This window comes from Tessaracoccus coleopterorum, from assembly GCF_011174705.1.
Lineage (GTDB): Bacteria > Actinomycetota > Actinomycetes > Propionibacteriales > Propionibacteriaceae > Arachnia > Arachnia coleopterorum.
In genome coordinates this window covers 3,190,157-3,203,548 of record NZ_JAANIJ010000001.1, presented here as the reverse complement: position 1 = coordinate 3,203,548, position 13,392 = coordinate 3,190,157, and the positions used below count along the sequence as shown (strand labels likewise).

Here is a 13,392-nt window from a genome sequence, read left to right as displayed (position 1 = left end):
TCGGCAACCCAGCTTATTCCAGTGGGCCTGAAACCCACGGTTCCGTCCGCCTCCCCGTGCCTCCTACCCTTGTTACAGTTCTGCCGACGGATCGGAGCGCCATGAGGATCAAGTTCGCCGAGTCGCACCAGTCGAGCATCGGCATCGAATGGGAACTCGCGGTGGTCGACCTCGTGACGCTCGAACAGGTGCCCGGAGCCGAGGTGCTCCTGCGGACGGTCGACGACGCCTCCGACGGGCCGATCCGCCGGGAATACCTGCAGTCGATGATCGAGCTGGTGACCGGGGTCCACCAGAGCATCGGATCGGCTGTGGCCGAGCTGAGGGCGCTGCTCGAGCACTCCCTTTCGGTTCTGGAACCCCACGGGCTCACGCTTCTCGGGGCGGGCGCCCATCCCTTCGGCGACCCGCGCGCCCAGGAGCCGGGCAGCAAGCCGCAGTACCGGAGGGTCGCGGAACGAAACGCCTGGTGGGGCAAGCGGATGGCGATCAACGGGCTGCACATCCACACGGGCATCGACTCCCGCGACAAGGCGCTCCCCATCGTCGACGGCGTGGCCCGCTTCACGCCGTACTTCATCGCGCTGTCGGCCAGTTCCCCTTCTGGATGGGCGAGGACACCCAGTTCGCCTCACAGCGCACCATGATGTTCCAGCAGCTCCCGACCAACGGGCTGCCGTACCACATGGGCGACTGGGAGGAGTTGGAGCGGTTCGCCTCGCAGCTCGAGGGGGTCGGGATGATCCAGAACCCTTCCGAGATCCGCTGGGATGTCCGGCCGTCCACCTGGGGCACCGTCGAGAACCGGATCATGGACTCGGTGCCGAGCCTCATGGAGGTCGGGGCGCTCAGCGCCTTCAGCCAGTGCCTGGTCGAGCGGATGTCGCTCGCGCTCGAGACGGGGGAACCGATCGACCGGCTCCCCTACTGGTTCCTGCGTGAGAACAAGTGGCGGGCGGCCCGGTACGGGCTGGCGGCCGACGTGATCACGCCCCGACCCGAGGAGTACCTCATCCACGTGCATGACGGCATCCTGCGCTGGGTCGAGGAGCTGCGCGACACCGCGGACCGGCTCGGCTGCGCCGCGGAACTGGAGGATGTGCGGCAGTTGGTGCTGCGCGGGCCCAGCTATCTGCGTCAACGCCGCACCGGCGACGCGGTGGAGGCGACCCGTAGGCTCGTCGAAGAACTGCGCACCGGCACACCGATCTTCAAGGAGCCCCGATGAAGCCATTCCTCCTGCTGAGCACCCGCCCGGAGGACGCGGCGTCCCAGGGCGAGTTCGAGGCCATCGTCCGCTTCGGCGGGCTGCGGGAGGACGAGGTGGTCCAGTACCGGGTCGAGGCTGAGCCGCTGCCGGTGGTCGACCTGGCCGACTATGCCGGTGTATTCCTCGGCGGCGGCCCTTCAACGCGAGCGACCATCCGAAGTCACCTGAGCAGCAGCGGATCGAGGCCGACATCCAGCGGGTGATCGACGACGTCATCGAAAGGGACTTCCCGTTCCTCGGGCTCTGTTACGGCGTCGGGGTGCTCACCAGCACGCTCGGTGGTGTCGTCGACCGCACCTACGGTGAGGCTCCGGGGCGGCGACGGCGACGCTCACCCCCGCCGGGCGGGCCGATCCGCTGTTCGAGGGCCTCCCCGACGAACTGGTCGCCTTCGTGGGCCACAAGGAGGCCTCGCGGGTGCTTCCCGACAGCGCGGTGCTGCTGGCCGCGGGCGTCGAGTGCCCCGTGCAGGCCTTCCGGGTCGGCACGCGCGTCTACGCCACGCAGTTCCACCCGGAGCTCGACCACGATGGCATGGTGTCGCGGCTCACGATCTACAAGCGCCAGGGCTACTTCGATCCGGCCGACACCGCGGAGTTGCTGGCGATGGCGCGGTCCGCCCCATCACCGGGGGGTCCATCGGATCCTCGGCAACTTCGTCCGCCTGGCCCGCGGTTCGGACGGGGCCGTCTGAACGGCGACGGCCGGCCCGATCGGGGCCGGCCGTCGCTGGTCTGTCGACCGGGATCAGTCGAGGTAGTCCCGCAACACCTGGGAGCGCGACGGGTGCCGCAGCTTCGACATGGTCTTCGACTCGATCTGACGGATGCGCTCGCGCGTCACGCCGTAGACCTTCCCGATCTCGTCGAGCGTCTTCGGCTGCCCGTCCGTGAGCCCGAACCGCATGCTGACGACGCCCGCCTCACGCTCGCTGAGCGTGTCGAGGACGTCGTTGAGCTGCTCCTGCAGGAGCGTGAAGTTCACGGCGTCGGCGGGCACCACGGCCTCGGAGTCCTCGATGAGGTCGCCGAACTCGGAGTCGCCGTCCTCACCCAGCGGGGTGTGCAGCGAGATCGGCTCGCGGCCGTACTTCTGGACCTCGACGACCTTTTCGGGGGTCATGTCCAGCTCGACGGCCAGTTCCTCCGGGGTGGGTTCGCGGCCGAGGTCCTGCAGCATCTGACGCTGGACGCGCGCGAGCTTGTTGATGACCTCGACCATGTGGACCGGGATGCGGATGGTGCGCGCCTGGTCGGCCATGGCGCGGGTGATCGCCTGCTTGATCCACCAGGTGGCGTACGTGGAGAACTTGTAGCCCTTGGTGTAGTCGAACTTCTCGACCGCACGGATCAGGCCGAGGTTGCCCTCCTGGATCAGGTCGAGGAACAGCATCCCGCGACCGGTGTAGCGCTTCGCGAGCGACACGACGAGTCGGAGGTTGGCCTCGAGCAGGTGGTTCTTCGCGCGGTGGCCGTCCTCGGCGATCCACTCGAAGTCCTCGAGGTCACCGGCGGCGACGCCCTTGTCGGAGGCGAGCTGCTCGTCGGCGAACAGGCCGGCCTCGATGCGCTTGGCGAGCTCGACCTCCTGGACGGCGTTGAGCAGCGCGACCTTGCCGATCTGCTTCAGGTAGTCCTTGACGGGGTCGGCGGTCGCGCCCGCGGAGACGACCTGCTGCTCGGGCTCGTCGGCATCGTCGGAGTCGGAGAGCGCGAAGCCCTCCTCCTCGGAGGTCAGCTCCTTCTCGAGCGGGGCCTCCTTCGCCTCCACGAACTGCGAGTCGTCCACCTCATCGAGGGAGCGCTTGTTGCCGCCGACGGTGAGGACGATCTCGTCTCCGTCCCGCTCTACCTTCACGTCCAACTCGACGGTGGCATCGGCCGACTTGGCGGGGGCCTTGCGGGTCCGCGTGGTCCTGGTGGTGGTTGAGGCGGGGCCTTGCGGGTCCGCGTCGTCTTCGCGGGGCGTCGGCCGCCGCCGCCTTGGCGGCGGCAGGCTTCCGGGCTCGCGTCGGCTTCTTCTCGGCCTGTGTCTCGTCTGCAGTGCTCCGACGGGTGGTCCTGCCGGCGCCTTCAGCGTTCTGGGTCACGGTTGTCCTCTCAAACCAGACGACTGATTTTTGCGCGTGCGTCGCCCCGTTCTAGTCAAGGGTTACGCGCCGTCCATTCTGGCACGCGATCCACCACTACTCAAACGTGACGACCCGGGGGATCCCTGACCCTGGTAGGGGCACGAGGGCCACGACGTCAGACCCTGGGCCCATTTCACCCCTCGGCTTGAAGATTCATGGAACCTCGCGCACCACCTGTGCGTTGTACTGGGTGACGACTGGTGAAAGGCAGACTGACCATGAACACCTCAGCACGCATGCGAAGCACCGATGGCATTGACGGCAAGGACGCGGTGGGCTCTACCTCGACGCGATTGCCAAGACACCCTCCTCACCGCGGTGGGTGAGGTGGAACTGGCCCGCACGATCGAGGCAGGGCTCTTCGCCCAGAAGGTCCTCGATGGAGAGGTTACCTCGACGGTCAAGGCCACCGAGGATGAACTCCGCGAGATCGCGGCCGAGGGTGAGCGCGGCATGCAGCAGTTCGTGCAGGCGAACCTCCGCCTCGTGGTGTCCGTGGCCCGCAAGTACGGCCGCGCGCAGATGCCGCTGCTCGACCTGGTGCAGGAGGGCAACACCGGCCTGATCCGCGCGGTGGAGAAGTTCGACTACGCGAAGGGCTTCAAGTTCTCGACCTACGCCACCTGGTGGGTCCGTCAGGCGATCTCCCGCGGCATCGCGCAGCAGGGCAGGATCGTGAGGCTCCCGTTCACGTGGCCGAGCAGGTCAACCAGGTGTCGGCGGTGCGGCGCAACCTTGAGCGTCAGCTGGGCCGTGAGCCGGAGCTGGCGGAGATCGCGGAGGAGCTGGGCCTCGCGGTGTCGAGGATCGTCGACCTTCTGCGGTACTCCCGCGACCACGTCTCGCTCGATGCCCCGTCGAGGCCGACGGCGACACCGCTCTGGGTGATCTGATCGCCCGCGAGACGGCACCCGGCCCGACGAGATGGTGCTCGACGCAGAGGAGCGGGCCCGCCTTGACGCGATGCTCGACGACCTGGATGAGCGCTCGCAGGATGTGGTGCGCCGCCGCTACGGCCTCCTCGACGGTCGCCAGGCGAAGCTCGCCGACATCGGCGTCCACTGGGGCATCACCGCGGAGCGGGTCCGTCAGATCGAGCGGCAGGCGCTGGCCACGATGCGCGCGCGACAAGGCGTCGCGGCCTGACGGGTCAGTCGAGAACCCTGATCAGGCCCTCCTGGGCGCAGGTGGCGACCGCCTGCCCGCCCTGGAACAGGGTGCCCATGCTGAACCCGCGGGCACTGGAGGCCGACGGCGAGACCATGTCGTAGAGCAGCCAGTCGTCCACGCGGACCGGCCGGTGGAACCACATCGCGTGGTCGATCGACGCCGCCTGCAGCCTGGGTGACAGGAACTCGACCTCGTGCGGCACGGTGGTGACGCTGAGCAGCGTCATGTCGCTCAGGTAGGCCAGCACAGCGGAGTTCAGGAGCCGGTCTTCCGGCATGGCCTCCTTGGTGCGCACCCAGGCCCGCATACTGCCACCCTGCCGCGTCGGCTCGGGCCGGCCGGCGAGCCGTACCTCGAGGGCCTCCCACTCCATGATGTAGCCGACCCCGCTGCCGAACCGGCGCCCGAACACCTCTCCCAGCTCCGGCGACGCCTCCGGCGGCGCCACGTCCAGCGGCTCGGCCGCGGAATGGTCCAGGCCCTCCTCCGGCTTCTGGAACGACGTGGTCATCTCGAAGATGACCCGCTCCCCCTGCCTGGCGATGACCCGGCGGTTACTGAACGTCCTGCCGTCGCGCATCACCTCGATGTCGAAGTCCAGGGCGACGTCGGGCGCGCCGGGGCGCAGGAAGTACGCGTTGAGCGAGTGCGGCACCCGCTCGGGATCGATGGTGCGTGACGCGGCGATCAACGTCTGACCGAGCACCTGACCGCCGAAGAGCCGCTGCATCTTGGTGGTGGGCTGGGGCCCCGGAACGTGTTGTCCCCTGTCTGCTCGAGCTCGAAAAGGGAGAGGAGTTCGGTCACGTCTTTAGGCACCGGCCCATCGTGCCACGCCCGGCGCCGCGGCGCTCGTCGCAGGGGCTCAGGCCTGCCGGATCGCCTGCCTGATGCGCTTGGCTGAGATCGGCACCGAGGTGCGCAACTGCTGTGCGAAGAGGCTGATGCGGAACTCCTCGATCAGGAACGCGATCTCCTCCACCTTCGCGCCGAGTGGGCCCGGCGGCTGCGCCGCCATCAGGGCCGCGTACAGATCCTCCATCTCATCGACCTGCGACTGGAGTTGCGCGTCACGGGCCGGATTCAGCGCGGCCGCCTCGAGCCGGGCGACGGCACCCTTCGCGTAGCGGGCAGGTGCACGAACCAGGGGTCGGGGGTGGCGGAGATGAACCGGTTGAAGAAGAGGTTCTCCAACTGGGTTGCGACATCGCGGCCCGCGGGCGTCGCCCCGCCAGCACCCTGGCCCGGGTGACCGCCGCAAGAGCGTGCGCGGCCGTGTTGACGACCTCGAGGGTCCGACCCGGGCATTCCTGACGGACGGCGAGGGCGACCCGCTGGTAGGCCGCGGCATCGCGCACCTCGACGATCGGCCCCTGCCCGGCGGCCAACTGCTCACCCGCCTTGAGCCAGGCGTCGGCGAGCAGGTCGCGGACGCTCGGGTAGGCGGAGTCCGCCAGGGACAGCTTCTCCAACCGTCCGAGGTGCGCCACCACCCACTTCACGGGATCGGGGTTCGTCAGCGTCAGCAGGCGCCGCACGCCGTGCACGTGGGCCCGCCGGCCTTGCCCTCGTCCTCCTGTACCGCGACCCGACGCTGGCGCCCTCGTCGACCAGCGACGGGAACCCGACCACCCCTTGGCGAGGGTGGTCTGCCGAGGCACGGCGCCGAACGTCCACGCCTTCTGACCGGTGGTGACCAGCCCACCGGCGGAACGGGTGAGCTTCTCCGCCACCTTGGGCGACAGCCGCTGAGAGAGGGCATCGAGGTCGGAACCCCGGGCCACCTCGCGACCGTTGTCCGTGATCACGAACGTGGGCCGCAGGTGCGAGCCGAGCCTGGTCCCGTCGAAGTCGCCGCCTGCGACCACCGTGCCGGTGAGCGCGGTGAGAGCCCGCGCAAGGGCATCCGGGAACGACCCCTCCACCGGATGGGTCTCCAACCACTGGAGGGCGCGGGCGGCGTGGTCGGGAGCAGGCACGAAGCTGGTGCGCAGGCTCTTCGGCAGCGTGCGGAGCAGCTCGACGGCGAGTTCACGCCGCAGCCCGGGAACCTGCCAGCTGAACGTGGCACCATCGAGTTGGTTGAGCAGTTCGAGCCGCACGGTGACCGTGACGCCGTCGGAACCGGCGCCCGGGTCGTAGACGTAACTGACGGGCAGCCGGTGGGCGCCGACCTCCCAGAGGTCGGGGAAATCGGAGGGGCGCAGCAGGTCGGGGTTGATCACGACGTCGTCGAGGCTCAGCCGCGGCCACTCCTCCTTCGGGGTGCGCCGCAGCCACTTGTCGAACGTCGCGCCCGAGACGACCTCGCCGGGCACGCGTGCATCGAACCAGGCGTAGAGGGCGTCGTCGGAGGCGAGCAGGTCGGGCCGGCGCATCCGGTCGGTCACCTTCTCCGCCTCGCCGAGCGTCGCCCGGTTGGCTGTTACGAGCTTGCCGCGCGTCTCCCAGTCGCCCTCGACCAGCGCGCTGCGCAGGAAGATCTCGCGGGCCTCCACCGGATGGTCGGCCGCGTAACTGGTGTGGCGCCCGGCCACGATGGGCACGCCGAACAGGCTGATCTTCTCGTTGGCCTGGACCGATGCGGTCCGGGAGGACCAGTGCGGTTCGGAGACGGTCCGGGTCAGCACGTGTCCGCCGACCGCCTCGACCATGTCGGGCGTGATGGCGGCCACGGTGCGGGCCCAGAGTCGGGAGGTCTCGACGAGCTCGAACGCCATCACGAGCGGAGGGGTCGACTTCGACAGCGACGACCCGGGCTGCAGCGCGAACCGGGCGCCGCGCGCGCCCTGGTACTCGGTGAGCGGGCGGCGCTTCCCCGGCTGCCGCTTGGTCCGTTCCTGCTCCGCGAGGCCGACGTTGGAGAGCAGGCCGCTGAGCAGACAGGTGAGGACCTCCGGCATCGAGCCACGCCCGCTGATGTCGAGGTCGAGCTCGCGGGTGGCCTCCTTCAACTGCGAGACGAGGTCCTCCCACTCGCGGAACCGGACGAAGCTCAGGTACTCGGCGCGGCAGAGACGCCGGAAGGCGCTGCTGCCGAGCTCGCGACGCTTCGTGCGCAGGTGGGTCCAGATGTTGAGCAGCACCTCGAAGTCGCCCCCCTCGGGAGCCCGGGCGTGCTGCTGTTCCCCGGGCGGGTGCCCGTGTGGACGGTGTGGCGTCGGGGTTCGCCTGTGGCCGGCGTCGGCGCGGGTTCGTCGCCCGGGACGCCGGAGAAGAAGCGGCGGTGCGACTCATCGGCCTGGGCCTGGAAGTCGGCGGGCCGCTCGCGCACGTCGGGGACGGTGAGACCGGCCACCAGCACCAGCACGGTGGCGAGGCTGTCGCGCCGCGCCCCTCGATCAGCATTCTGCCCAGCCGCGGATCGACGGGCATCCTGGCGAGCATTCTGCCGGTGCGGGTGAGACGGAGCCGGTCGTGCCGCTTGCGGGGATGAATGGCGCCGAGCTCGCTGAGCACGCGCACCCCGTCGTTGATGTGGGCGGTGACCGGTGCCTCGACGAACGGGAACGACTCGATGTCGCCCAGGCCGGCCTGCGCCATCAGGAGGATGACGGTGGCGAGGTTGGTGCGCAGGATCTCCGGGTCGGAGAACTCGGGCGGGCCTCGAAGTCCTCCTCCGAGTACAGCCGGATCGCCACACCGGGCCCGACGCGGCCGCAGCGGCCCGAGCGCTGGTTCGCGGAGGCCTGCGAGATCGGCTCGATCGGCAGCCGCTGCACCTTCGTGCGCGCCGAGTAGCGCGAGATGCGGGCCGTTCCGGTGTCGATCACGTAGCGGATCCGGGGCACGGTGATGGAGGTCTCGGCGACATTGGTGGCCAGCACGACGCGTCGGCGCGCCTGGGGTGCGAACACCCGCTGCTGGTCGGCCGAGGACAGCCGCGCGAACAGCGGCAGCACCTCGAGCCCCGTGTCGAGGCCCTCGATCGCGTCGGCCGTGTCGCGGATCTCCCGCTCGCCGCTCAGGAACACGAGGATGTCCCCGGCCGACGACGTCGTCACGATCTCCTCGACGGCGGAGGTGACCGCCTCGATCTGGTCCTCGCCCTCCTGCGGGTCGCGGTAGACGACCTCCACTGGGAATGTCCTGCCGGACACCCGGACGATGGGGGCGTCGTCGAATTGCTCGGCGAACCGGGCCGTGTCGATGGTGGCGGAGGTGACGATCACGCGTAGGTCGGGTCGCTTCGGCAGCAACTGCTTGAGGTAGCCGAGCAGGAAGTCGATGTTGAGACTGCGCTCGTGGGCCTCGTCGATGATGATCGTGTCGTACCTGCTGAGCAGCCGGTCGTGGGTCAGCTCGGAGAGCAGGATGCCGTCTGTCATCACCTTGATCCGCGTCGCCGCGCTCACCTTGCGGGTGAACCGCACCTGGTAGCCCACGAAGTCGCCGAGCTCGACGCCGCACTCGGACGCGATGCGCTGCGCCACTGTGCGGGCGGCGATCCGGCGGGGCTGCGTGTGCGCGATCCGCTCCCGGCCCGCGAGAAGGCAGATCTTCGGGAGCTGCGTCGTCTTGCCGGAGCCGGTCTCGCCCGCGACGACCACGACCTGGTTGTCGCGGATGAGGCGCGCGATGGTGACCGCCTCCGCCTCGATCGGCAGCGACGGGTCTACCCGGATGTCTGGTGCGGTCCGGTCCGTCATCCGTGCGTGATGTACAACGGGCACTCGGCATGGGCCATCAGCCCGCGCAGCAGCCCGCCGAGCCCGAAGCCCGTCAGGCTGGGCGATCCGGTGCCGAGCACCAACATGTCGTAGTCGTTGCTGCGGCTGACGAGTTCGTTGATCGGGCTGGCCGCGGCGACGTGGACGGAGTACTCCACGTCGGGGAACCCGGGGGCGACGTCCTCGGCGATGGCCTGGATGCCGCCCTGGGCGAAGCGGATCTGCTCGTCGAGCTGGGCGGGGCTGAGCTTGCGGGAGAACAGCCCGACCGGGGCTGCATCGCGTGCACGATCTCGAGCCTGCTGCCGAGCCGCTGTGCCTGCCCGAACCCGGCCTTGAGGGTGACCTCGGATCCGGGTGAGGTCTGCAGCCCGACACCCACCACGCGCTTGGAACCCACCGGGTCGGGGTGTGCGGCGGCTGAGATGACGACGACGGGGCACGACGCGTTGGCGACGACGGCGACCGAGGTCGATCCGACGAACATCCGCTCGAGGCCGGACGCGGCGCGGCGGCCGACCACGACGAGGTCGGCGACCTCGCTGAGCCGGGCCATGACACCGCCGGGCGAGCCCATCACGACCTCGCTCTTGAGGCGGGCGGGGTCGAGGCCGAGCTCGAGCGCGAGGGCCTTGGCCTGCTCGTTGGCGGTGACGCCGGCGGCTTGGAGCACCTCGGGGTCGTAGACGACGCCCCAGGCTCCGGCCATCAGTGTGTCGTCGACCGCGTTGACCAGCATCAGTTCGCCGCCGTAGCGCACGGCCGTGTTCGCGCCGAAGCGGACGGCGCGCAGACCGTCGTCGCTGCCGTCGACGCCGACGATGATCAGGGGAGGTCGCTGTCACCCGTGTTGTCCCCGGCCTCGGGAGCCTGGGGAAGTTCCTCCGCACCGTCCCGCTCGTCAGGGGTGTTGATGGGCTCGGTCATGGGTCAGCTCCTTCTCGTTCCGGACATCACGCGTCCGCTGACTGCGCCTGCGGTGATAGCCACCCAGACGGGTCGCTCGCCGTCGAGCCAGCTGATGTGGCCAGACTTCTCGGCCTCCCCGAACGGGTGATCCCTGGATGAGGACGGTCCACCCGACGGCGGCCTCGGCGTCGATCTCGTCGGCCTGGAAGGCTACCTCGGTGGGTTCCGTCAGCCGCGACAGCGCGCCGCCGTCGGCCGTCTGGAACACGACGGTGTGGCCGTCCAGACGGAAGTTGACGGGGAACACGACGAGGCCGTCGTCGCCCTGCCAGGCGATCCGACCCATCTCCGCCTCAGCGAGCAGGGCCCAGCACTCGTCGGCTTCAAGCCTGGAGAAGTAGGTCACTTCCGAGCCCGGGTCACTGGTCATGGAGCAACCCTAGCGCGCCCGCTCACGCGGCGAGGCCCGGCGCGCGGTCCCCGCAGCCGACCACGTCAACGCGGGCGGAGAGGAGACATCCGACTGGGCGCACCCTCGTCGATGCCTCGGGTGAGCTCGGCAACAGCGTCGCCGACCAGCCTTCGGGCGGACCCGGCCACCGGAAAGTCGTGGGGCTACGTCAACACGCGCACCGCCACCCGGGCACGGTGACGGCGGAGCTGACCGCCACCGGCGACGCGACGGGGTACCGGTCAGCGCAACCACGGGGGCCTCGTACGAGGCCCCGGCCTGCCGCTGAGCCCGAGGAGTGGGCGGATCACAGTGACTGGAACGTGGTCCGCCCACCCAGGCGGTCGGCAAGTTCGTCGTCGATCCCGTCGGCGATCTGGCTGAGGATGTGGAGCGCCTGGTACAGGTGCGCGGGCACAAACGGCTGCGCGGGCACCGACAACTGCACGAACACCCGGTCGCGGTGCAGCGAGAAGCGACCGAACCGTGCCTCGACGTTCAGGTCGTTCAGCACCTCGCAGGCGCGGGACCGGCCGCTGACGTCGTGCACGAGCGGCGAGAAGAGGATCAGTTCGGCGGCGTCGTCGGTGGAGCGCAGGAACACCATGGTCGAGCCCACGCGGATCGCGACATCGCCCTGCTCGTTACGCAGGGCCGGGTGACCGAACCGGGCGCGCAGCACCTCATCGACGAGCCGGTCGAGTTCCGCCTTGCTCGCGGTCCGTACGGACACCTCGTCCTTCCCGAGCGGCCGCGGCTCGAGAGGGATCCAGGTGGATTCGCCCTTGAGGATCTCGGCCAACTGGTCGGGCTCGAGGAAGATCGGGTGCAGGACGCCGAAGACGGCAGCCAGAGTTTCGGTGGCGAGGCGCGCCAACCGGGCCGACTCCTCCTGACTGACGACGGTGTGGAACCACGGCTCGCCGGGGTTGGGTCGTCCCACCCGAGCGCGCGCAGCTCCGTCTCCTCCGTGGGGTGGCTCTTCCCGCGTCGGATCCCTTGACGTAGGCGCCGATCAGCTCCGGCGCCACCATGGAGAAGCGGATCCCCGGCGCCTCCTCGTCCGTGGAGAAGGCCGAGATGGTGAGGTCGGCCGTGGCATCCATGACCGAGAGCACCTCGTCGAGCCTCCGCGAGAACTCGTCCCACGCTTCCTTCTGGGTGCTGTCGAAATCGAAGTCGTTGTAGTCGCTCACTGCCCACCTCCGGTTCCAACCTAGTACACGTATCAGCGCCCTGTTTCCACCCTTGTCGTCGGAACCCCGACACGGGCGCCTACCATCCGGGAATGGAGACAGTGGAGGTGGGGACGCCCCACGGACCCGCCCTGGTTACGCTCGATGCCCCCGAAGGGTCGCGCGGCCTGCTGGTGCTCGGCCGGGCGCCAGCGGAGGCATCGGCGGTGCAGACCTCGTGCTGGCTTCGCAGGTCGCCGTCGATCTCGGGATGGCGTCGGCGCTCGCGCAGCCACCGTACGCGGTGGCCGGCCGCAGGGTGCCGCCGCGGGGCACCCGGACCGACGAGGCGTTCACCGCCGTCGTGGCCACGCTCCGGGCCAGGTTCCCGAGGGACCACTGGTGTCCGGCGGCCGCTCCTACGGGGCAAGGGTGGCCTGCCGGACGGCCGCCGCGACGGGGTGCGACGCCGTCGTCTGCCTCGCGTTCCCCTGCAGCCACCGGGAGGCCGCCCTCACGACAGGACGAGTTGAGTGCGGTGCAGGTTCCGACCCTGATCATCCAGGGTGAGCGGGACCCCTTCGGGATCCCGGTTCCACCCGCCCTCGGCGTTCTGGTGCGCGTCGCGGGAGACCACTCGTTGAAAAAGGATCACCCGAGGATCGCGGCCGCCCTCTGTGACTGGTTGACCGATCGGCTGTCACCCGTCAGCTGAGCTCCCGGGTGACCACCCGGCCGTTGTCCCACGATGCCCACGCCTCCCAGTCGACGTCGCGGTGGGTGCCGCCGTCGAGAAGGGTGACCAGGACCCGGAGGGTGTCCGCGTGGGAGACCAGCGCCACCTCGTCGCCTCCCGGAATCCGGACCTCAGATCGGCCAGCAGGGGCGGAGCCGGTCGGCCACGTCGGCGAGCGACTCTCCCCACCCCACCGGACCTCGGAGACGTGCACCCCGCCGGGGTCTCCTCGGGTACCAGGTCGGCGGTGAGCCTGCCCTCCATGCGGCCGAGGTGGACCTCGCGGAGCCGGCTGTCGGCCGTGACGCCCAGTCCGTGTGGGGCCGCCACCATCCCGGCAGTCTGGAGCGCCCTGGTCTGATCGCTGCTGAACACGGCGGCGAGCGGGAGGTCCGCGAGCGCATCGCCCGCCCTCCCGCCTGCTCGACCCCGAGGGCCGTGAGCGGCACGTCCATCGCCTGTCCCTGGACCCGGCCCTCCACATTCCAGGTCGACTGGCCGTGGCGGATGAGGTGGAGCAGCACGGTGCGAGTCTAGTGCCCCACCGCCGGTGAGAGGATGGACGGATGCTGCTGCACGAGATCGTCGACACCTCGGGTGCGGTCGCCTCGACCGCAGCCCGCACCGCGAAGGTGCACCTGATGGCCGAGCTGTTCTCGCGCACGGCCGCCACCGATGCGGCCGCGGTTGCGGCGTGGCTCGGCGGGTCGCTGCTGCGGCGCCGCACCGGCGTCGGGTGGCGCTCTCTCAGCTCCCCTCCCCAGCGGCCCCCACGCCGACGCTGACGGTGGCGGCCGTCGACGCCGCGTTCACGGCCCTCGCCGAGGCCGGGGTGAGGGTTCGCAGGCCGCACGGTCGACGGCGCTGCGGGGCCTGCTCT

Annotated in this window: 13 protein-coding genes and 5 pseudogenes; 6 read left to right on the top strand and 12 right to left on the bottom strand. The window is 69.9% G+C overall.

Annotated elements, in window-relative coordinates; genetic code table 11:
• Positions 1-101 precede the first annotated feature (101 nt).
• The 3 genes and pseudogenes from G7085_RS35755 (at position 102) to G7085_RS20490 (ending at position 1,964) form a co-directional block, all read left to right on the top strand.
• A pseudogene (locus G7085_RS35755) lies at positions 102-1,228 on the top strand (carboxylate-amine ligase).
• Positions 1,225-1,473: a type 1 glutamine amidotransferase family protein gene (locus G7085_RS20495; RefSeq protein WP_197512260.1), complete on the top strand. Its 249-nt coding sequence runs from the start codon at positions 1,225-1,227 to the stop codon at positions 1,471-1,473. The pseudogene G7085_RS35755 and the gene G7085_RS20495 overlap by 4 nt, the downstream one beginning before the upstream one ends.
• Positions 1,470-1,964 (top strand): hypothetical protein, encoded by a 495-nt coding sequence (locus G7085_RS20490; protein ID WP_197512259.1) that lies wholly within the window; start codon positions 1,470-1,472, stop codon positions 1,962-1,964. Before G7085_RS20495 ends, G7085_RS20490 begins: the two co-directional genes overlap by 4 nt.
• Positions 1,965-2,017: 53 nt before the next feature.
• Here the strand turns inward: G7085_RS20490 and G7085_RS20485 are convergent.
• Positions 2,018-3,196: pseudogene (locus tag G7085_RS20485) on the bottom strand (RNA polymerase sigma factor); the annotation flags it as partial.
• A gap of 423 nt (positions 3,197-3,619) precedes the next feature.
• Here G7085_RS20485 and G7085_RS20480 point away from each other — a divergent pair.
• Positions 3,620-4,547 (top strand): annotated as a pseudogene (locus G7085_RS20480) (sigma-70 family RNA polymerase sigma factor).
• A gap of 4 nt (positions 4,548-4,551) precedes the next feature.
• Here G7085_RS20480 and G7085_RS20475 read toward each other — a convergent pair.
• The 9 genes and pseudogenes from G7085_RS20475 to G7085_RS20445 all read right to left on the bottom strand — a co-directional run bounded on the left by G7085_RS20475 (position 4,552) and on the right by G7085_RS20445 (position 11,544).
• On the bottom strand, positions 4,552-5,301 hold the full coding sequence (locus tag G7085_RS20475; RefSeq protein ID WP_331715852.1) for an acyl-CoA thioesterase: 750 nt from the start codon (positions 5,299-5,301) through the stop codon (positions 4,552-4,554).
• Between the two features lie 135 nt (positions 5,302-5,436).
• Positions 5,437-5,658 carry a DUF3418 domain-containing protein gene (locus G7085_RS31370; RefSeq protein ID WP_269452241.1) on the bottom strand — a complete coding sequence of 74 codons (222 nt, stop codon included), beginning with the start codon at positions 5,656-5,658 and terminating at the stop codon, positions 5,437-5,439.
• Positions 5,642-7,657 (bottom strand): DUF3418 domain-containing protein, encoded by a 2,016-nt coding sequence (locus G7085_RS20465; protein ID WP_197512258.1) that lies wholly within the window; start codon positions 7,655-7,657, stop codon positions 5,642-5,644. The genes G7085_RS31370 and G7085_RS20465 overlap by 17 nt, the downstream gene beginning before the upstream one ends.
• The gene (locus tag G7085_RS28320) at positions 7,567-7,875 is read right to left on the bottom strand and encodes a hypothetical protein (protein WP_231979765.1); all 309 of its coding nucleotides are present in this window, start codon (positions 7,873-7,875) and stop codon (positions 7,567-7,569) included. The genes G7085_RS20465 and G7085_RS28320 overlap by 91 nt, the downstream gene beginning before the upstream one ends.
• A 238-nt stretch (positions 7,876-8,113) precedes the next feature.
• The gene (locus G7085_RS20460) at positions 8,114-9,220 is read right to left on the bottom strand and encodes a helicase-related protein (protein ID WP_231979764.1); all 1,107 of its coding nucleotides are present in this window, start codon (positions 9,218-9,220) and stop codon (positions 8,114-8,116) included.
• Positions 9,217-9,399: a hypothetical protein gene (locus G7085_RS33455; RefSeq protein ID WP_331715851.1), complete on the bottom strand. Its 183-nt coding sequence runs from the start codon at positions 9,397-9,399 to the stop codon at positions 9,217-9,219. Before G7085_RS33455 ends, G7085_RS20460 begins: the two co-directional genes overlap by 4 nt.
• Positions 9,400-9,893: 494 nt before the next feature.
• Positions 9,894-10,064: pseudogene (locus G7085_RS33450) on the bottom strand (universal stress protein); the annotation flags it as partial.
• 78 nt (positions 10,065-10,142) lie between these two features.
• Positions 10,143-10,580, bottom strand: a complete 438-nt coding sequence (locus G7085_RS20450) for a pyridoxamine 5'-phosphate oxidase family protein (protein ID WP_197512257.1) — start codon at positions 10,578-10,580, stop codon at positions 10,143-10,145.
• A 328-nt stretch (positions 10,581-10,908) separates the two neighbouring features.
• On the bottom strand, positions 10,909-11,544 hold the full coding sequence (locus tag G7085_RS20445) for a T3SS (YopN, CesT) and YbjN peptide-binding chaperone 1 (protein ID WP_197512256.1): 636 nt from the start codon (positions 11,542-11,544) through the stop codon (positions 10,909-10,911).
• A 470-nt stretch (positions 11,545-12,014) separates the two neighbouring features.
• Here G7085_RS20445 and G7085_RS20440 point away from each other — a divergent pair, with 470 nt between their 5' ends.
• Entirely contained in the window at positions 12,015-12,491 is a 477-nt protein-coding gene (locus G7085_RS20440) for a hypothetical protein (RefSeq protein ID WP_197512255.1), read from the top strand.
• Here the strand turns inward: G7085_RS20440 and G7085_RS31365 are convergent.
• Positions 12,484-12,618: a hypothetical protein gene (locus G7085_RS31365; RefSeq protein ID WP_269452268.1), complete on the bottom strand. Its 135-nt coding sequence runs from the start codon at positions 12,616-12,618 to the stop codon at positions 12,484-12,486. The genes G7085_RS20440 and G7085_RS31365 overlap by 8 nt on opposite strands.
• A gap of 188 nt (positions 12,619-12,806) precedes the next feature.
• Positions 12,807-12,994, bottom strand: a pseudogene (locus G7085_RS28310) (histidine phosphatase family protein); the annotation flags it as partial.
• Between the two features lie 84 nt (positions 12,995-13,078).
• On the opposite strand from G7085_RS28310, the gene G7085_RS28305 reads away from it, so the two are divergent.
• A complete protein-coding gene (locus G7085_RS28305) occupies positions 13,079-13,297 on the top strand; it encodes a hypothetical protein (protein WP_231979763.1) in 219 nt (72 codons plus the stop codon).
• Positions 13,298-13,392: the final 95 nt, after the last annotated feature.

Excerpts from the sequence above, each read along its gene's own strand:
- G7085_RS20495 (WP_197512260.1), top strand. The coding sequence starts at position 1,225 with ATGAAGCCATTCCTCCTGCTGAGCACCCGCCCGGAGGACGCGGCGTCC.
- G7085_RS20475 (WP_331715852.1), bottom strand. The coding sequence starts at position 5,301 with ATGCAGCGGCTCTTCGGCGGTCAGGTGCTCGGTCAGACGTTGATCGCC.
- G7085_RS20460 (WP_231979764.1), bottom strand. The coding sequence starts at position 9,220 with ATGACGGACCGGACCGCACCAGACATCCGGGTAGACCCGTCGCTGCCG.
- G7085_RS20450 (WP_197512257.1), bottom strand. The coding sequence starts at position 10,580 with ATGACCAGTGACCCGGGCTCGGAAGTGACCTACTTCTCCAGGCTTGAA.
- G7085_RS28305 (WP_231979763.1), top strand. The coding sequence starts at position 13,079 with ATGCTGCTGCACGAGATCGTCGACACCTCGGGTGCGGTCGCCTCGACC.